Here is an 18275-nt window from a genome sequence, read left to right as displayed (position 1 = left end):
AGATGTGTATAAGGGGCAGTGCGGGGTCCGCGGGGAGGGGGGCGGTGGATGACCACGGCGGGTTGGTTGGCGGTGGCGGTGTTCGCGGTCGTGTATGCGTTGATCGCGACGGACCGGGTGGATCGGGTGGCCGCGTCGGTGGGCGGTGCGGTGTTGATGCTCGCGGTCGGGTTGACCGGTACGCAGGAGGCGTTCTTCTCCACGGACACGGGTATCGACTGGCGGGTCATCTTCCTGCTCATCGGAATGATGATCATCGTGTCGGTGCTCAGCCGCACGGGTGTGTTCGAGTACCTGGCGATCTGGTCGGCGAAACGGGCCCGGGGGCGACCGTACCGGCTCATGGTCATCCTGGTGTTGATCACCGCTGCGGCGTCGGCGCTGTTGGACAATGTCACCACGGTCCTGCTCGTTGCCCCGGTGACCATCTCCGTGTGTCGGCAGCTCGGCGCACCCGTGGTGCCGTTCCTGCTGGCGGAGGTGTTCGCGGCGAACATCGGCGGCACGGCGACGTTGATCGGTGATCCACCCAACATCATCATCGCGGCGCGGGCCGGGCTGTCGTTCAACGCGTTCCTCGTGCACCTGGCGCCGCTGGTCATCGTGTTGCTGGGTGTCCTGTTGCTGATCTGCCGGGTGATCTTCCGGTCGGCGCTGACGTACCACCCGGAACGGGTCGGGGCGGTGCTGGCGCTGCGGGAACGCGACGCGATCCGCGATCCGCGCCTGCTGCTGCTCAGCGGCATCGTTCTCGCCTTCGTTCTCGCCGGGTTCGGCCTGCACACCATCCTGCACCTGGAACCGGCGGTGATCGCCCTGACCGGCGGCGTCGTTCTGCTGGGTGTGTCACGGCTGGAGACGGCCAGCGTCATGCGCGACGTGGAGTGGCCCACCCTGGCGTTCTTCGCCGGCCTGTTCATCATGGTCGGCGCCCTGGTCGACACGGGCGTGATCCAGGTGGTGGGCACCTTCGCCACCGACGCTGTCGGCGACAACCTGCTCGGCGCGTCGCTGACCCTGATCGGCGGCGGGGCGCTCATGTCGGCGTTGGTGGACAACATCCCGTCGGTGACCGCCGTCAGCCCGATCATCGAGCAGCTCGTCGCGGCGAACGGCGGCATGGAACAGGCCGGAATGCTGTGGTGGTCGCTCGCGCTCGGCGCGGGGCTCGGCAGCAACGCCACGGTGATCGCCGCCGCCTCCAACGTGGTGATGGTCGGTTTGGCGCAGCGCGCCGGGGAGCCGATCTCGTTCTGGCGGTTCACCCGCGACGGTCTGCTGCTGACCATCGTCACCATCGTGTTGGCCGGCTTGTACGTGTGGTTGCGCTACTTCGTTCTGGGTGGTGCGCCGTGACGCTGCCGGCGCTGTATCTGCTGCTGGCAGCGGGAACGTTGGTGGCGTTGGTCAGCGTGGGCGCGGCGAAGATCGCCGCGAAGGCCGGGATGCCGGTGCTGCTGGCGTACCTGGGCGTCGGGTTGCTGCTCGGCGAGGGCGGGCTCGGGTTGCCGTTCGACGACGCCGCGCTGGCGCAGGCGCTCGGGTTGGCCGCCCTCGCGGTGATCCTCGTCGAGGGCGGCCTGACCACGCGGATCAGCGATGTGCGGCGGGTGTTGCGCCCGGCCTGCGCGCTCGCCACCCTCGGCGTGTTCATCAGCGTCGCCGTCACCGCCGCGGCGGCGCACTATCTGCTCGGCCTGGGATGGCAGCTGGCGCTGCTGCTGGGCGCGATCGTCTCGTCCACCGACGCGGCCGCGGTCTTCTCGGTGCTGCGCGCCGTGCCGCTGCCCCGGCGGTTGAGCAACCTGCTGGAGGCCGAGTCGGGGCTCAACGACGCGCCCACGTTCATCCTGGTGTTGGCGTTCAGCGCGACGAGTCTGACCACGCTGTCACCGGGCGGGATGCTCGCCCAGATGAGCTACCAACTGGTCGTCGGCGCGCTCGCCGGCGTCGGGGTGGGCATGGCGGCGGTGTGGCTGCTGCGCCGGCTGACCCTGCCCACGTCGGGGCTGTATCCGATAGCCACGTTCGCGTGCGGGGTGCTCGCGTTCGCCGGCTCCGGTTTGGTCCAGGCCAGCGGGTTCATCGCCGCCTACCTGGCGGGTCTGGTGCTCGGCAACGCCGGTCTGCCGCACCGCCGCGCCACCGAGTCACTGGCCGAAGGTCTCGGCTGGATCGCGCAGATCGGCCTGTTCGTCATGCTGGGTCTGCTGGTCTCCCCGGCCGACCTGCCGGCGGCGATCGTGCCGGCGTTGGTGGTCGGCGCCGCCCTGCTGCTCATCGCCCGGCCCGTCTCGGTGCTGCTGACCCTGCTGCCGTTCCGCATCCCGCTGCGCGAGCAGGTGTTCCTGTCCTGGGCGGGGTTGCGCGGCGCGGTGCCCATCGTGCTGGCCACGGTGCCGGTGGTGGCCGGCACCCCGGGCAGCCTGGTCGTGTTCAACATCGTCTTCGTGCTCGTCGTGGTGTTCACCGCGATCCAAGCGCCGTCGCTGCCGTTGCTCGCCCGACGCCTCGGACTGGCCCCGCACCGCGTCGGCCCGGACCTGCAGGTCGAGATCGCCCCGCTGGACAACATCGACGCCGACCTCATCGACGTCACCATCACCGCGGGTTCGAAGCTGCACGGCACGTACCTGGACGAGCTGCGGCTGCCGTACCCCGCGGTGGCCCCACTGGTGATCCGCGACGGCGTCGCGTTCGTCCCCGCGACGGACACCCGGTTGCGGACCGGCGACGATCTGCTCGTCCTCACCACCCCGACGGTGCGTGAGGCCACCGAACGCCGACTGCGGGCGGTCAGCCGCGCCGGGCGGCTGGCCCACTGGCACGGCGAATACGGCGACCCCGAACGGCGTGCGGAACCATCAAGGAGGAGTCCGTCATGGAAATCGAACGCATCGCCCTCCCCAGCGTCGGCGTCTCGTACTCGTTCGTCACCGGCGACGGCACCCGACTCGGGGTGATCTGCCACCCCAACGGTGCCCGTGACATCGCCCTGTACGACCGCGACGATCCCACCGAGGTCCGCGCCGCGGCGGCGTTGTCGCCGTTGGAGGCCCACCACCTCGCCAACCTGCTCGCGGCGACCTCGGTCATCGGCCTCGTGTCCGACGGTGACGTGGACGTGGACGCCGTGACGGTCGCCCGGGTGCCGATTCCCGCTGGCAGCGACTACGACGGCCGACCGTTGGGCAGTCTCGGCGCCGCCGCCGTCGTCGTGGCGGTCCTGCGCGACGGCCACCCCATCGTCAAACCCGACACCCGGCAGGCCCTGCGATACGGCGACACCCTGGTCGTCGTCGGCACCCGCGACACGATCGACCACCTCGGACGCGTCGTCACCGGCGGTCTGACGACCCGGAATGGATGAGGGCAGGCAGCGGCCGGGTGGGCCGCGGGACCCACCCGGAGTAACGGCCTCAGCCCAGGTCGACCAGGAGGGGCCGGTGGTCGGAGATGGTGGACAGCGGGGTGGTGACCGCGCGTACCGGTGGGAGCTGGTCGAGGGCGTGCCGGTCGGCGAGGATGTGGTCGAGTTGGACGCGGGGCTGCCCGGAGGGGTAGGTGGGGCGTCGGCCCAGGAGCCGCCAGCCGGAGATGAGCCGGGCCGCGCCGGCGGGCAGGTTGAGGTCGCCGAGCAGGACGCGGGGTGCCGGCAGCGCGCGCAGGGCGCGGACGGTCTGGCGCAGTTGGCGGGCGTTCCAGCCGGGCACGAAGGACAAGTGGGTCGCGGCGACGGTGAGGGGGCCATGGGGGGTGTCCAGGAGGGCGGCGAGGATCACGCGGGGTTCGTCGTGCAGCAGGATGAGGCCGCCGCGGGGGCCGGGCACGTAGACCGGTGAGCGCACCGGCGCCGGCTTGAGCCGGGTGACGTGCCAGCTGCGTACGGGGTGTCGGCTGATCAGCCCGATGCCGTAGCAGGGTTCGCCGTGGCCGTCGTCGTCGTGGCGCAGCGGGCGGAACTGTTCACCGGGGGTGCCGACGACGGCGGCGGCGAAGCGGTGGTGGGGTGCGTCCAGGGCGCGGGCGGCGATGGCGGTGACGTCGAGGTTGCCGCTGCGGTGTTGGTCGCGGTCGACCTCCTGCAGGGCGAGCACGTCGGCGTCGAGGGCGCCGATGGCGGCGGCGAGTCGGTCGGAGTCGACGAGCCCGTCGGTGAGGGACCGTCCGTGCAGCACGTTGAAGGTGGCCAGGCGCACTCCTGCACCTTACGTGCCCGTGGCATGGTTGCCGGGTGGTGAAGGTGTTGCTGTGCTCGGCGTTGGTGTTCGTGGCGGTCGGGGCCCTAGCGGTGTGGCTGCGGCGTACGCGGGGTCGTTGAAGGTGAGTCTGACCACGTCGGAGCTGGTCAGGCCGTGCCCGGCGGTAAGAATTGCCGCCCGTGGACGTCGTATCGCTGAGTACCCTGCTGGCCGCCGCGGCGATGGCCGGGTGGGTCGATGCCGTGGTCGGTGGTGGCGGGTTGTTGCTGCTGCCGGCGTTGCTGGTGGCCGCCCCGGGTTTGCCGGTGGCCACCGCGTTGGGCACGAACAAGTTGGCCGCGATCTTCGGCACGGCCACGGCGGCGACGACGTACGCCCGCAGGACCACCCTCGACTGGCGGGTGGCGGGGCCGACGGCCGGGTTGGCGGTGCTCAGCTCAGGCGTGGGCGCCGTGCTCGCCGGGGCGGTGCCGGCGTCGGCGTACCGGCCGGTGGTGCTGGTCGTGTTGGTGGCGGTGGCGGTGTTCGTGCTGCTGCGCCCCCGCCTGGGGGCGCAGCCGGCGCCGCAGCGGCGCACCCCGGCGCGGGTGGCGGCGGTGATCGCGGTGGCCGGGGTGGGGATCGCCCTGTACGACGGGTTGATCGGCCCCGGAACCGGCACGTTCCTGGTGTTGGCGTTCACCGCCCTCGTGGGCGCGGACTTCGTGCACGGCTCGGCGATGGCGAAGGTCGTCAACGCGGGGACGAACCTGGGCGCGCTGGTGGTGTTCGCGGTGACCGGGCACGTGTGGTGGCTGCTGGGCGCGGGCATGGCGGTCTGCAACATCGCCGGCGCGGTGCTCGGGGCGCGCATGGCGTTGCGCCGCGGGTCCGGGTTCGTGCGGGTGGTGCTGATGGTGGTGGTGGCGGCGTTGATCGCCAAGCTCGGCCACGACCAGTGGGTGGCCTAGCGGCGGCGGCTGGGTGAGTCGAACCGGCCGGCGCGGATCTCCCGCAGGGCACGGCGGCGGATGTCTCCGCGCAGCGTGTCGACGTAGAGCGTGCCGCGCAGGTGGTCGGTCTCGTGTTGCAGGGCGCGGGCGAGGAAACCGCTGCCGGCGATGGTCAGCGGCTCGCCGTGCTGGTCGACGCCGTGGGCGGTGGCGTGCATGGCCCGTTGGGTCGGGAAGTACAGGCCGGGGATGGACAGGCAGCCCTCCTCGTCGTCCTGGCGTTCCTCGGACAGCTCCAGGGTGGGGTTGATGAGGTGGCCGCGGTGCCCGTCGGCGTCGTAGACGAACACCTGGGCGCTGACCCCGATCTGTGGGGCGGCGACACCGGCCCGGCCGGGCTCGCCGAGCAGGGTGTCCATCAGGTCGGTGACCAGGGCGCGTAGTTCGGCGTCGAAGGTGGTGACCGGCTCGCACGAGGTACGCAGGACGGGATCGCCGATGATCCGGATGGGCCGCATTGTCATGCCGGCAAGATTATCCGGCGGCACGGCCGCCGTGGGTGGGCACCTCAGGCGCGGGTCAGCGGCCGGCGAGGGTGGCCCGGATCGGGCGGCTCTTGGCGGCCGCCTCGGCGACCTCCGCCTGCGGGTCACTGCCCCAGGTGATTCCGCCGCCGGCCCACACGTGCAGCCGCTCACCATCGGCGGCGGCGGTACGGATGGTCAGGCCCAGGTCGATGCGGCCGGGAGCGACCCAACCGAGCGCACCCATGCCGGCGCCGCGTCCGACGGGTTCGAGGGCGGCGATCTGGTCCAGGGCGGCGAGTTTCGGCGCTCCGGTGACCGAGCCGCCGGGGCAGACCGCGCGCAGCAGGTCGGCCAGGCTCAGCCCGTCGGCGACGGCCGCGGAGATCGTCGACTCGGCCTGCCACAGGTCACACCAGCGGCGTACCGCGAAGAGCTCGTCGACGCGCACGCTGCCGGTGCGGGCGACACGGGCCAGGTCGTTGCGTTCCAGGTCGACGATCATCACGTGTTCGGCGCGTTCCTTCGCGCTGGCCCGCAGCTCCCGCTCGCCGGCGGTGGTGGCCGGGCGGGTGCCCTTGATGGGTCGGGTGACGAGGCGGCCGTCGGTGAGTTCGATCAGCGTCTCCGGGGAGGCGCAGCCGATCGCCCAGCCCGCGCCGGTGAGGGTGCCGCCGTAGCGGGCGCCGGGCAGCGCGCCGAGCCGTCGCAGGGCCGGCAGCGGATCACCGGTGTAGGGGGCGGCGGCGTGCCCGACGACGTTGACCTGGTAGACGTCGCCGCGACCGATGGCCTGGCGGACCGCGTCGACGGCCGCCGCGTGCTGCCCCGGGGTCCAGCTCTCCTGCCAGTCGCCGAGCCGCCAGGGGCCGGCGCCCCGCGCTGGTGATGGTGGTGGTGTTTCGGCGTGCCCGTACACCACCACGGCGACCTCCGGCAGCGCCGGCGCCGGGTTCGGTGGGCCGGGCGGCGCGCCGGCGAGCAGCGCGCCGGCGGCCGCCGAGACGTACAGGGCGGCGCCGCAGGGGCCATCCGGGATGTGTTCGGGGGCGGGGCGCGCGAGGTCGTCCAGTGGCAGTCCGTGGGCGGCGAGGAACTCCTCGACGAGCTTGGCGGGATCGCCGCCGTCGGCGGGGCGCCACTGTAGGCGGGCGCGTTCGACGAGTGCGTCCCGGCATCCGGGTGGTGCCGCGGGCACATCGACCAGCACCTGTGGGAGCGTTTCCACGCCGTATGGTCCGACCTTCCTCATCCGTTCAGTGGATTTCCCGGGCACCAGGCGGGCACCTGTTCGATGCTGGACACTTTCGCTTGGTACTGTGCGTGACTGGTCATGTGAACCATGACACAGTGCCCCCACAGTCCGGAGAACCCGATGTGCCAGCACCAACCGACCTGCCCTTCCGCTGAAGCCACCGACCGGGAAGCCGCGCGGGTCCTCGCCTGCTTCCGTGAGCAGGGCTGGAGCCTGCTCTGCAACGGCGTCATCGTCTTCGAGGACACCGGCGAACTGCTTCCCGACGGCAGCAGCATCGCACCGCACCGTGGCCCCGCCCGCCACGCCCTCGTGGCCTGACCTACCACTCAGCGTCACCGAATAGCCGCCGTCGGTCCAGGCTAGTCCCCCGGTAAGGGACGTCCCCGCCCAGGTCGCAGCGGCTGCCGGGGCAGGCCGTACCGCCCGCCCCGGCGCGCCGTCATCAGTCGCCCAACGGCTACGGCGTTGTCAGTCCTCGAACGCCTCCGGCGACGGGCACGAGCAGACCAGGTTCCGGTCGCCGTACGCGCCGTCGATGCGCCGCACCGGCGGCCAGTACTTCCCAGCCCGGTCCACCCCGGCCGGGTACGCGCCCACCGACCGCGGGTACGCGTGCGACCACTCGTCACCGCTGACCATCGCCGCGGTGTGCGGCGCGTTGGCCAGGGGGTTGTCCCCTAGCGGCCACGCCCCGGAGCCCACCTGCTCGATCTCCGCGCGGATCGCGATCATCGCGTCGCAGAACCGGTCCAGCTCGGCCAGGTCCTCGCTCTCGGTCGGCTCCACCATCAGCGTCCCCGCCACCGGGAACGACATCGTGGGCGCGTGGAAGCCGTAGTCGATCAGCCGCTTCGCCACGTCGTCGACGCTCACCCCGGTCGCCTTCGTCAACGGCCGCAGGTCGAGGATGCACTCGTGCGCCACCAGGCCCTTGTTGCCGGTGTACAGCACCGGGAAGTGCCCGCGCAGCCGCGCCGCCACGTAGTTCGCGGCCAGCACCGCCACACCGGTCGCCCGGGTCAGCCCCTCGGCGCCCATCATCCGCAGGTACGCCCACGGGATCGGCAGGATGCCCGCCGAACCGTACTTCGCCGCCGAGATCGCCGGCGTGGCGTCCACGTGCGCGCCCAGCGGGTCACCGGGCAGGAACGGCGCCAGGTGCGCGCGTACCGCCACCGGGCCCACCCCGGGGCCACCGCCGCCGTGCGGAATGCAGAACGTCTTGTGCAGATTCAGGTGCGACACGTCCGCGCCGAACTTCCCGGGCTTGGCGAACCCGACCAGCGCGTTGAGGTTCGCCCCGTCGACGTACACCTGACCGCCGGCGTCGTGGACCTTCGCGCACAGCGACGCGATGCCCGTCTCGTACACCCCGTGCGTCGACGGGTACGTCACCATGATCGCGGCGAGCGCGTCCCGGTGCTTGTCGATCTTCGCGTCCAGGTCGACCAGGTCGACGTTGCCGTTGTCGTCGCAGGCCACCACCACGACCCGCATGCCGGCCATCACCGCCGACGCCGCGTTGGTGCCGTGCGCCGACGACGGGATCAGGCACACGTCGCGGTGCGCCTGATCCCGCGACGTGTGGTACGAGCGGATCGCCAGCAACCCGGCCAGCTCACCCTGCGAACCGGCGTTGGGCTGCACGCTGACGGCGTCGTAGCCGGTCACCTCGGCCAGCCACGACTCCAGCTGACCGATCATCTCCCGGTATCCGACGGTCTGCGCGTCGGGCGCGAACGGGTGGATGTTCGCGAACTCCGCCCAGCTGACCGGCTCCATCTCGGTGGTCGCGTTCAGCTTCATCGTGCACGACCCCAACGGGATCATGCCCCGGTCCAGGGCGTAGTCGAAGTCCGACAGCCGCCGCAGGTAGCGCAGCATCGCCGTCTCCGAGTGGTGGCTGCGGAACACCGGGTGGGTGAGGAAGTCGGTCGTCCGGGTCACCTCGGCCGGCAGGGCCGCGTCCACGGCCCCGTCGAACGCGGGCACCTCGAACGCCGTCCACACCGCCTGAAGGTGCGCGTCGGTGGTCGTCTCGTCGCAGGACACCCCCACCCGGTCGGCGTCGACCAGCCGCAGGTTCACCCCCCGCTGCGCGGCGGCCGCGACGACCCGCGCCGCGCCGCCCGGCACGCGCGCGGTGACGGTGTCGAAGAACGCGACGTCCGCGACCTGCACGCCACCGGCGCGCAACCCGGCCGCGAGCCGCGCCGCCATCCGGTGGGTACGCGTCGCGATGTCCCGCAACCCGTCCGGGCCGTGGTAGACGGCGTACATGCCGGCCATCACCGCGAGCAGCACCTGCGCGGTGCAGATGTTGCTGGTCGCCTTCTCCCGCCGGATGTGCTGCTCACGGGTCTGCAACGCCAACCGGTACGCCGGGTTGCCGTCGGCGTCGCGCGACACCCCGACCAGGCGCCCGGGCAGCATCCGCTCCAGGCCCGAGCGCACCGCCAGGTAACCGGCGTGCGGCCCACCGAAGCCCATGGGTACGCCGAAACGCTGGGTGGTGCCGGCGGCGATGTCCGCGCCGATCTCCCCCGGAGCCCGCAGCAGCGTCAACGCCAGCAGGTCCGCCGCGACGGTGACCAGGGCACCGACGGCGTGCGCCGCCTCGACGAGACCCGCCTGGTCGCGCACCGCACCGGACGCACCCGGGTACTGCAGGTGCAGACCGAAGAACTCCGCCGGCAACTCGTCGCGCTCGACGTCGAGGACCCGCACGTCGATGCCGAGCGGCTCGGCCCGACTGGTGATCACCGCGATGGTCTGCGGCAACGCGTCGGCGTCGACCACGTACACCGGGCTCTTGCTCTTGGAGGCCCGCCGCGCGAGGGTCATCGCCTCCGCCGCGGCGGTGCCCTCGTCGAGCATGGAGGCGTTCGCGGTGGCCAGCCCGGTCAGGTCGGTGACCATGGTCTGGAAGTTCAGCAGCGCCTCCAGCCGGCCCTGACTGATCTCCGGCTGATACGGCGTGTACGCCGTGTACCAGGCCGGGTCCTCCAGCACGTTGCGGCGGATCACCGCCGGGGTGTGCGTGCCGTGGTACCCCAACCCGATCATGGAGACGGCGACGGTGTTACGCGCCGCGAGGGCCCGCAGCTCGGCGATCGTCTCGGCCTCGGTGGCCGGGTCGGGCAGGTCGAGGGTGCCGTGCCAGCGGATCACCTCGGGGATCGCGGCGTCCATCAGCTCGTCGATCGAGTCGTGCCCGACGACCTCCAGCATCCGACGCTCATCGTCGGGGCCGGGACCGATGTGACGGGTGGCGAACTGCTCTACGGTCATCAGGGGTACTCCCGGGGCGAGGTCGACGTGTCGGCCTCCCCCTCTGTCGCACCCACAGGGGCACTCCACAGTGCCTGCCCACGAGGTCCTTTTGCCTGAGAGGTTCCGGGGAGGATTTGCCCCTTCGGCGCCGCCCTGCGTGCTGTCGGGCGGTCTCTCCCACGTGGGTGTTACCGGCGTGGTCAACGCTACCAGCGTTGGTGTTTCCGGCAGATGTCCTACCCCCGCGGCCGCCGCAGCCCGCTGTCACACAGCCAGCGGCGCCCCCACGCCGACCCGCGCGGCCACCTGCGGCAACACCACACCCAACGGCGCGTCGACGCACACGGTGGCGTGCCCGTCACCACGCGTCGGCCCCTGGTTGACGATCGCGACGGGGATGCCCCGTTTCGCGGCCCGAATCACGAAACGGCGCCCCGACATCACCGTCAACGACGACCCGAGCACCAGCAACGAGCGGGCCTGCTCCACGGCCGCGAAACACCGCGCCACCCGCTGCGCAGGCACCGTCTCACCGAAGAACACCACGTCCGGCTTCACCATCCCGGTGCCGCAAATCCCGCAATCCACCGGCCGGAACGCCGCCACCTGATCATCGGGGAGATCAACATCACCGTCCGGGTTGACCCCGGCGACACGGGCCACGAAGTCCGGGTTGGCCTCGCGCAGCCGCCGGTCCAGCTCCTCCCGGGAGGTCAGGTTGCCGCAGTCCAGGCAGGTCACCTCGTCGAGGCGACCGTGCAACTCGATCACCGACGTGCTGCCGGCCGCACCGTGCAGACCGTCGACGTTCTGCGTGATCACGGTGTCGACCAGACCAGCGCGTTGCAGCTCGGCCACCGCCCGATGCCCGGCGTTGGGGGCCGAACCCGCGATCAACCGCCACCCCAGGTGGCTACGCGCCCAGTAGCGCCGCCGGGCCAGCGGATCCCGGGTGAACGCCTGGAAGGTCATCGGCGTGTGCCGCCGCGCCACCCCGCTGGGCCCCCGGTAATCCGGAATCCCCGACTCGGTGGACAGGCCGGCGCCGCTGAGCACCACCACCCCACCACCGGCCACCAGCGAGGTCAACGCGTCGAGGCTCTCCATCACCTCTCCATGCTGCCTCAACCCGTCCGCTAACGCCGACGCCCGCGCCGAGTGGGCCGCCCCACCCGGCGCGGGCGTCGGCGGCGTCTACACCGCGACCACGTCGGCGACCACGCAGGCGATGTTGTCCGGCGCCCCCTCGGCCCGCGCCAGACCGATCAGCGCCCGCACCGTGCCCGCGGGATCGCCCCCCGCCGCCAACGCCGAGCGCAGGTCGGCCCGGTCGACGACCGCGGACAGCCCGTCGGAGCACAGCAGATACCGATCACCGGGCTGCGCGGTACGTAACGCGAGATCCGCCTCGACCTGCCGACCACCACCGAGGGCGCGCACCAGCACCGCGCGCTGCGGATGCGACGCCGCCTGCTCCCGGTCGAGCCTGCCCTGATCCACCTGGGCCTGCACCCAGGTGTGATCCTGCGTGAGCAGCGACAGGTCGCCGTCGCGCAGCAGATACGCCCGGGTGTCACCGACGTGCACCAGCGCCAACCGGGAACCGCGCAGCAGCAACGCGGTCAGCGTGGTGACCGGCTGATCGGCGTCGGTCGCCAACCCGCGTACGGCACGGTCAGCGTCCGCGACCGCCCCGGCCACCAACGTCAGCAGGTCGGCGGACGGCAGGTCGGTGAGCTCCAACGGCTTCAAGGCCTCAACGGCGGCCGCGCTGGCAGCCGCGCCGCCCGGCCCCCGCATACCGTCGGCCACGGCCAACAACCGCCCGCCGGCGTACGCGGCGTCCTCGTTGCTGTCGCGCACCAACCCGGTGTCACAACCGGCGGCGCAGCGCACGGCAACGGCGGAATTCGGGTGAGACATGGTGGTTCCCCCTTCAGAGAGGTGGTCCACGAGGAAGGTGGCCAGGCGGGCGCGAGCCGCGGTGTCAGCGCTGACCCGCCGCCAGTACGCGGTGATCGCCTCCGCCGCCGCCGCGGGCTCCAGGCCACACACCACCCGGATCGTCGCCAGCGGCATACCGAGCCGACGCAACTGGGCGACCAGCCGAGCCACCGGCAGCTGAGCCGGGGCATAGAGCCGGTAGCCGGACTCCGGATCCACAGCCGCCGGCACCAGCAACCCGACCTGGTCGTACAGGCGCAACGCCTTCGGCGTCAGCCTCGCCGCCCGGGCGAACGCCCCGATGGTCATCAGCCCCACGTCGCCATCCTCCTCGTGCCGGTCACGGCGACCGGCACCAATCAGGCTCAGGGTTACCCGAAGGTCAAGGTCAAGCCGGAGCCGCCGGTAGGTTGGGCGCATGCGCGTCGTCATCGCCGGAGGCCACGGCAAGATCGCCCTACTGCTGCAACGTCACCTCGTCGGGCGCGGCGACACCGCCGTCGGCCTCATCCGCAACCCCGAGCAGGCCGCGACGCTACGCGCCGCCGGCGCCACCCCCATCGTCTGCGACCTGGAACACACCGAGGTCGCGCAGCTGGCCCCGCACCTCGACGGCGCCGACGCGGTGATCTTCGCCGCGGGCGCCGGCCCCGGCAGCGGCGCCGCCCGCAAGGACACGGTCGACCGGGGCGCCGCCGCGCTGCTCGCCGACGCCGCCACCCGCGCCGGCGTCCACCGCTACCTGCTCGTCTCCTCCATGGGCGTGGACAACCCACCCGCCCCCGGCACTGACGACGTGTGGGCGGCGTACCTGCGCGCCAAACGCGCCGCCGAGGACGACCTGCGCGGCCGCGACCTGGCCTGGACGGTGCTGCGACCCGGCCGGCTCACCGACGACCCACCCACCGGGCGGGTCACCCTCACCCCACACGCCGGCCGTGGCGCGATCAGCCGCACCGACGTCGCCCACGTCCTCGCCGCGCTGCTCGACGAACCACGCACCGCCGGCGCAACCCTGGAACTCGTCGACGGGCCCACCCCGATCGCCGACGCCGTCCGCGCCGCCGCCACCTGAGCATCCGCCCCGCGGGCGGTGGGCGTCAGCCGCCCGGGCGGTGCGCGGCGACCAGCACCGGCCCGCCGGGGACGGTCGGAAAACGGCGGACGTCGACCAACCCCGACGCCGCCAGCACCTGCGCCATCCGGTCCGCGTCGAAGGCGTTGCCGCCGTTGCGGACCGCGTTCCACCGGTCGACGGCCGCCCGCAACGGATCCCCGGCCGGCGGGTTGGTGCCCGCCACCAGCCAACCGCCGGGTCGCAGCGCCGCCACCAGCCGGGGCAACGCCGCCGCCAACGTCAGCTCGGGCAGGAACGGCGCCGGCAGCCAGACCAGGTCGTACCCGCCCGGCTCGGTCACCTCCGCCACATCCTGACAGCGCAGAGTGATCCGATCCGCGACATCACGGGCCCCGGCCAACTCGTCGCGGGCCAGGTCCAACGCCCGCTGCAACACGTCGATACCCACCACCGACGCCCGGGGCAACGCGCGAGCGAGCGCGACAGCCAACGCCGCCACACCGGTGCCCACGTCCAGCACCCGGCCGTCCGCCGAACCCAAGCGCTCCGCCAGCCCCGGCAACTCGGGCACCACCCGGGTAGCCAACGCCCGGCCGGTCGCCGCCGACGCCCGACCCTGATGCAGCAACACCTCGTCGTCCAGCTCCGCCCAACCCGCCCCGCGCGGCCCGGAAGGCTCCTGCGCCGCCGCCGCGACCGCCTGCCGCAACGAACTCAACCGCGCCTGCACAGCGCTACTCCCGGTCGGCCCATCGGCAGGCACCAACGACGGGTGCGCGACCGGCGACCCACCATCCCAGGACAGCAGACCAGCGGCCTCCAACACCGCGCTGCGGTGCGGCGACACCGCGAGGACCTCGGCGAGCGGCGCCGACAGGGCCTCACTCATGGTGCCGACCGCGGCCGCCAGAGCCCACGCCGAAGCCTCCAACGCGGCCAGCGGGTCCGGTGACCCGCCGGGCGGAGACGGTGATACGGACACGAACGGGCCTCTCCCCGGGGCGGGGCCGTCGGTCAGCCCCGCCTGACCCCTCCGACTATGCCACCGCCGCCAACACCCCGAGTGTGGTCCACGATCAGCGCTGCTGGTGCCGCGGCAACGCCGGCTGCCCCACCACACCACCCACGAACGGCGCCCCCGGCGTCTCCGCCGCGATCCGATCCATCGTGCGCGCCAACTGCTCACTGCCGTCATCAAGATGCCGCGCCGCCGCCTGCATGTGCGACACCATCATCTCGCCGAAAATCCGCAACGCCTCCCGCGTCGCCACAGTGTCGTCGAAGCTCGACCCGGCAGCGCTGCGGTACTCCGCAACCGCCCGCTCCGCCTCCTGCTTCGCCTCCGCCTCCGCCGCGTGCAGATAGCTCTCATACTGCACCCGGGCGTACTCGGCGACCCGACGCGCATAGTCATGCGCCTGCGCGATGATCTGCTCCGCCTCCCGCTGGGCCGCCGACAGCAGATTCACCTCCCGCGCCGCCGGAACCTTCGCCGCCGCCCCCGTACTCGGAATCACCCCGTGCCGGTGCAACTCCACCCGGTCGTTCAGCCGCTCGTTCTCCGCCCGCAACGTCGCGATCTGCGTTGCCAACAGGTCCAACTCGTCAGCGACCTGCACCCGGAACCGGTCCACATCGGCGTTGTCGTAACCACGCCGGGCGAACGACGCGGCACCGAACTCCCACCGCCGAACCCGGTCGGAGGTCATCCGTACCTGCACACCGCCGGAAACCTGCACACCGTCATACCGGCTGATCGGCGTCGCGCTCACCTGTGCCCGCCTCCGTTCGCGACCACGGGGCTCGCAAGCTCACTCCTCGCGCTCACCTGTGCCCACCTCCTGAAGTGTCACCCGCAGCCGACTGCGGCACCGCCGTGCGCCACGCCGGGCCGTACCACTGCGCACCCAGGCCCTCATGGTGCACCTGACCCGCGTGATAACCCGCCTGCGCCAACGTCTGCACCGCGTGCGACACCATCTCGTCCGACCCACACACGAACACGTGCCGGGAACGCCAGTCACCGTCGGCCAACGCCCGATCCACCGCCTGCACGAACTCCCCCGGCCGGTGCACGTCGGCACCCACCACGTACGTCACCGTCAACCACGGATACGACGACGCCAACTTGTCGATCGCGTCACTGTCGTAGAACTCGCTACGGGAACGGGCCCCCACGTAGAGATCGACCCGTCGGCGGGAACCCTCTGCGGCCACCTGCTCCACCAACGCCTTCACCGGCGCCCAGCCCGTACCCGCGACCAACAGCAACAGGTCACTGGAGCCGGCCGACCACAACCCCAGCCGGTCACCCACCGGCGCCGCCAGGTGGACCCGATCCCCCACCGCCGACCCGTACACCAGCCGCGACGACACCGCGCCACCCGGCGCGGCCCGCACATGCAACTCCAACGTGCCGTCCGCCCGCGGCGCGTTCGCCGGCGAGTAGTACCGCCACGACCGCACCGACGGGTGCGACACCCCGATCGACTGACCCGGGGTGAACGGCAACAGGTACTGCGGACGCACCGTCAACACCGCCACGTCGAACGCCCGCCGCTCATGCGCCACGATCTCGGCCACCCACCACGGCGGATTGACCGCCTCAGCGGCCTGCGCGGCCTCCATCATCACCTGGGCGACCAACCCGTACGCGGCAGTCCAGTCCGCTGCCAACTCATCGGTCCACTGCTCGGCGAGGAAATGCTGCAACGTCGCCACCAGCGCCTCACCGACCGCCGGGTAGTGCTCCGCGCGGACCGCGAACTTGCGGTGATCCGCGCCGAGATCCTGCAGGAAACCCACCAGCTGATCGACCTGGTCCACGTTGGACACGATGTGACCCAACGCGGTCACGAGGCGATCCCGCTGACCGGCCATGTTCGTGGGGAACATCTGCCGCGTCTCAGGATGAGCGAGGAACAACGTCGAATAGAAGTAGAGCGGCACCTGGTCGCCGTGACCGGCGACCACTGACCAGCTCTGCTTGAGGCGAGCCGCGTCCACGCTCAGACGCCCGACCTGTTTCCGGCAGCCACCACCTGGTCCTGCACCTGCCCAAGCACTGTCTGCACGTCAGCGAGGATGTCCGCCGGCACCCCCAGCTCGGTCAGCGTCACCGTCAGGTGCTCGCCCACCTTCGCGTAGTGCCCCACCGGAATGTTCAACGGCTGGTGCGCCTCGGCCAACCCACGACCCGTGTACTCGTTCGGGCCACCCAGCACCACGGTCAACATCAACGCCAGATGCCGCCGCTGACCCGCCATGTCCACGTCATTGAAATAGCCCGCCAACTCCGGGTCCGCGAGCACCTTGTCGTAGAACAGCTCAACCGCCGCCTTGACCGAACTGGCACCGCCAATGCGGTCGTAGTGCGAAACGGGCGCCGTCTCTTCCGTAACCGTCACGGTTGTTCCTTCCGGGATTGAAGGGTCCAGAACCGTGAGGGACCATAGCGTGTCAACCGCCTCCGGTCAGCGCCCCCCTATCGGGTTCCCGACAAGTCGACACCACGTTGCGTCATCACTACCAATGGGTATCTCCACAATCGGCCACCGGACCAGCACCCACCGTATCCACAATGGAGCGTCACAGCCGATAGACGCCTGTCACCGTCACCGACGGTCGCGAGAAAACAACCGGAAAAAACCGGAAGATCGAACGGTCAGCCGGCCCGCCGCCGCGCCCGCCGCGCCGCCAACTCGTCCCCCACCGGGTCCGACCCCGACGCCACCGCCGGCTCCACCGGGCCGCTCGTCGCCGGCTCCGCCGGCAGATGCGACAACGACCCCTGGATCTCCTTGAAGGCCCCACCGATCGCGATGCCGAAGACCCCCTGGCCACCCTGCAACAGGTCGACCACCTCCTCCGGAGACCGGCACTCGTACACCGTCGTCCCATCAGAGATCAGCGTGATCCCCGCCAGATCCTCCACACCACGCGACCGCAACGCCTCGATCGCCTTACGGATGTTCTGCAGGGACACCCCCGCATCCAACAACCGCTTCACGACCTTCAACACCACCAGGTCCCGGAACGAATACAACCGCTGCGTCCCCGAACCCGAGGCATCCCGAACGCTCGGCACCACCAACGTCGTCCGCGCCCAGTAATCCAACTGCCGGTAACTGATGCCCACCGCGTGACAGGCCGTCACACCCCGGTAGCCAACCGAACCGTCACCCTCAGCCGCCACACCTGGCGACGAGGCACCCGGCTCGTCGAACTCTGCACCCGGATCGGAATCCCGCGGCTCGTGCATCCGGACAACCTCCCCGTCAGTGTGGCGACGCATCGTTTCCGGGACGCGCACCCCTCGACATGGAAACCCTATCGTCACCGTCAGGAGTTACCACGGAGGAACCGACACGACACGCCGCGCCGCCACCGAGAAAGATCACCAACCGAGCCCAGGCACACCTCAGCCCGCGAAATCCTCCGGACGCACCTGCTCCAGGAACTCGCGGAACTTCTCCACCTCGTCCTCCTGCTCATCAGGGATGATGATCCCCGCCTCGCTGAGGACCTGCTCGGCACAACGAATCGGCGCACCGACACGCAACGCCAACGCGATCGAATCGCTCGGCCGCGCCGACACCCGCACCCCGTCACCGATCAACAGATCCGCGTAGAAGACGTTCTCCTTCAGCTCGGTGATCTCCACCGCCTGCAAGGGCGCCTTCAACGCCGCCAACACATCCCGCAGAAGATCATGAGTCAACGGCCGGGCCGGCTTGACCCCCTGCTGCTCGTAAGCGATAGCCGTCGCCTCGACCGCGCCGATCCAGATCGGCAAATAGCGGTCCCCCTCGACCTCCCTGAGCAGGACGATCGGCTGGTTGCTGGGCAGCTCCACCCGAACTCCGACCACGCTCAGCTCGCGCACCGCCGCCTCCGTGTCGTTGTCACCTACGCCGCACCGCGCCCTTCCCTGCACGGTACACGGACCGCAACACGGCCGTCCCATGCGCTACAGCACCACGCCCGCGCCGAAAAGGGGTTACCCCGGCAAGCCTACGGCACGCTTCCCCGAAGAGATCTTTCCGCTCAGCCGCCACCCACCGG

General features: G+C 71.3%; 18 protein-coding genes and 1 riboswitch. Of the genes, 6 read left to right on the top strand and 12 right to left on the bottom strand.

Features of this window, described 5'->3' with window-relative positions:
* Positions 1–48 precede the first annotated feature (48 nt).
* The 3 genes from DLJ59_RS19575 to DLJ59_RS19565 are packed head-to-tail and all read left to right on the top strand — an operon-like array spanning position 49 to position 3370.
* A complete protein-coding gene (locus DLJ59_RS19575; RefSeq protein WP_124774083.1) occupies positions 49–1356 on the top strand; it encodes an ArsB/NhaD family transporter in 1308 nt (435 codons plus the stop codon).
* Positions 1353–2963, top strand: coding sequence for a potassium/proton antiporter (locus DLJ59_RS19570; protein WP_124774082.1), 1611 nt, complete (start codon positions 1353–1355; stop codon positions 2961–2963). The genes DLJ59_RS19575 and DLJ59_RS19570 overlap by 4 nt, the downstream gene beginning before the upstream one ends.
* Positions 2882–3370 (top strand): cation:proton antiporter regulatory subunit, encoded by a 489-nt coding sequence (locus DLJ59_RS19565; RefSeq protein ID WP_124774081.1) that lies wholly within the window; start codon positions 2882–2884, stop codon positions 3368–3370. The genes DLJ59_RS19570 and DLJ59_RS19565 overlap by 82 nt, the downstream gene beginning before the upstream one ends.
* A 49-nt stretch (positions 3371–3419) precedes the next feature.
* On the opposite strand, the gene DLJ59_RS19560 is transcribed toward DLJ59_RS19565, so the two are convergent.
* Positions 3420–4199 (bottom strand): endonuclease/exonuclease/phosphatase family protein, encoded by a 780-nt coding sequence (locus DLJ59_RS19560; protein ID WP_124774080.1) that lies wholly within the window; start codon positions 4197–4199, stop codon positions 3420–3422.
* A gap of 182 nt (positions 4200–4381) precedes the next feature.
* Between DLJ59_RS19560 and DLJ59_RS19555 the strand changes: the two genes are divergently transcribed.
* A complete protein-coding gene (locus DLJ59_RS19555; RefSeq protein WP_279635766.1) occupies positions 4382–5152 on the top strand; it encodes a sulfite exporter TauE/SafE family protein in 771 nt (256 codons plus the stop codon).
* Here the strand turns inward: DLJ59_RS19555 and def are convergent.
* On the bottom strand, positions 5149–5658 hold the full coding sequence (gene def, locus DLJ59_RS19550; protein WP_124774079.1) for a peptide deformylase: 510 nt from the start codon (positions 5656–5658) through the stop codon (positions 5149–5151). The two genes, DLJ59_RS19555 and def, sit on opposite strands and share 4 nt — an antisense overlap.
* 55 nt (positions 5659–5713) lie before the next feature.
* A complete protein-coding gene (locus DLJ59_RS19545; RefSeq protein WP_124774078.1) occupies positions 5714–6910 on the bottom strand; it encodes a chorismate-binding protein in 1197 nt (398 codons plus the stop codon).
* 123 nt (positions 6911–7033) lie between these two features.
* Here DLJ59_RS19545 and DLJ59_RS19540 point away from each other — a divergent pair, with 123 nt between their 5' ends.
* On the top strand, positions 7034–7234 hold the full coding sequence (locus DLJ59_RS19540) for a DUF5999 family protein (RefSeq protein WP_007460326.1): 201 nt from the start codon (positions 7034–7036) through the stop codon (positions 7232–7234).
* A gap of 150 nt (positions 7235–7384) precedes the next feature.
* Here DLJ59_RS19540 and gcvP read toward each other — a convergent pair whose 3' ends face one another.
* The 3 genes from gcvP to DLJ59_RS19525 all read right to left on the bottom strand — a co-directional run bounded on the left by gcvP (position 7385) and on the right by DLJ59_RS19525 (position 12451).
* Positions 7385–10207 (bottom strand): aminomethyl-transferring glycine dehydrogenase, encoded by a 2823-nt coding sequence (gene gcvP / locus DLJ59_RS19535; RefSeq protein ID WP_124774077.1) that lies wholly within the window; start codon positions 10205–10207, stop codon positions 7385–7387.
* Between the two features lie 73 nt (positions 10208–10280).
* Positions 10281–10379: riboswitch (glycine riboswitch) on the bottom strand.
* A gap of 74 nt (positions 10380–10453) precedes the next feature.
* The gene (locus DLJ59_RS19530; protein ID WP_124774076.1) at positions 10454–11296 is read right to left on the bottom strand and encodes an NAD-dependent protein deacetylase; all 843 of its coding nucleotides are present in this window, start codon (positions 11294–11296) and stop codon (positions 10454–10456) included.
* A gap of 87 nt (positions 11297–11383) precedes the next feature.
* The gene (locus tag DLJ59_RS19525; RefSeq protein WP_208648771.1) at positions 11384–12451 is read right to left on the bottom strand and encodes a MerR family transcriptional regulator; all 1068 of its coding nucleotides are present in this window, start codon (positions 12449–12451) and stop codon (positions 11384–11386) included.
* Positions 12452–12551: 100 nt separating this feature from the next.
* Between DLJ59_RS19525 and DLJ59_RS19520 the strand changes: the two genes are divergently transcribed.
* The gene (locus DLJ59_RS19520; RefSeq protein ID WP_124774075.1) at positions 12552–13208 is read left to right on the top strand and encodes an SDR family oxidoreductase; all 657 of its coding nucleotides are present in this window, start codon (positions 12552–12554) and stop codon (positions 13206–13208) included.
* 25 nt (positions 13209–13233) lie between these two features.
* On the opposite strand, the gene DLJ59_RS37915 is transcribed toward DLJ59_RS19520, so the two are convergent.
* The 6 genes from DLJ59_RS37915 to DLJ59_RS19490 all read right to left on the bottom strand — a co-directional run bounded on the left by DLJ59_RS37915 (position 13234) and on the right by DLJ59_RS19490 (position 18096).
* Complete coding sequence (locus DLJ59_RS37915; RefSeq protein ID WP_208648770.1) at positions 13234–14193, bottom strand: SAM-dependent methyltransferase; 960 nt, start codon at positions 14191–14193, stop codon at positions 13234–13236.
* 94 nt (positions 14194–14287) lie between these two features.
* On the bottom strand, positions 14288–14983 hold the full coding sequence (locus tag DLJ59_RS19510) for a DivIVA domain-containing protein (RefSeq protein ID WP_124774074.1): 696 nt from the start codon (positions 14981–14983) through the stop codon (positions 14288–14290).
* 52 nt (positions 14984–15035) lie between these two features.
* The gene (locus tag DLJ59_RS19505; RefSeq protein WP_124774073.1) at positions 15036–16217 is read right to left on the bottom strand and encodes a globin domain-containing protein; all 1182 of its coding nucleotides are present in this window, start codon (positions 16215–16217) and stop codon (positions 15036–15038) included.
* A gap of 2 nt (positions 16218–16219) precedes the next feature.
* Entirely contained in the window at positions 16220–16618 is a 399-nt protein-coding gene (locus tag DLJ59_RS19500; protein WP_124774072.1) for a group I truncated hemoglobin, read from the bottom strand.
* Between the two features lie 257 nt (positions 16619–16875).
* A complete protein-coding gene (locus DLJ59_RS19495) occupies positions 16876–17472 on the bottom strand; it encodes a MerR family transcriptional regulator (protein WP_124774071.1) in 597 nt (198 codons plus the stop codon).
* Positions 17473–17631: 159 nt separating this feature from the next.
* The gene (locus tag DLJ59_RS19490) at positions 17632–18096 is read right to left on the bottom strand and encodes a bifunctional nuclease family protein (RefSeq protein ID WP_124774070.1); all 465 of its coding nucleotides are present in this window, start codon (positions 18094–18096) and stop codon (positions 17632–17634) included.
* Positions 18097–18275: the final 179 nt, after the last annotated feature.

Origin of the sequence: Micromonospora inaquosa (assembly GCF_003857055.1) — a bacterium.
Lineage (GTDB): Bacteria > Actinomycetota > Actinomycetes > Mycobacteriales > Micromonosporaceae > Micromonospora > Micromonospora inaquosa.
This window is presented reverse-complemented; position numbering and strand designations above follow the sequence as displayed.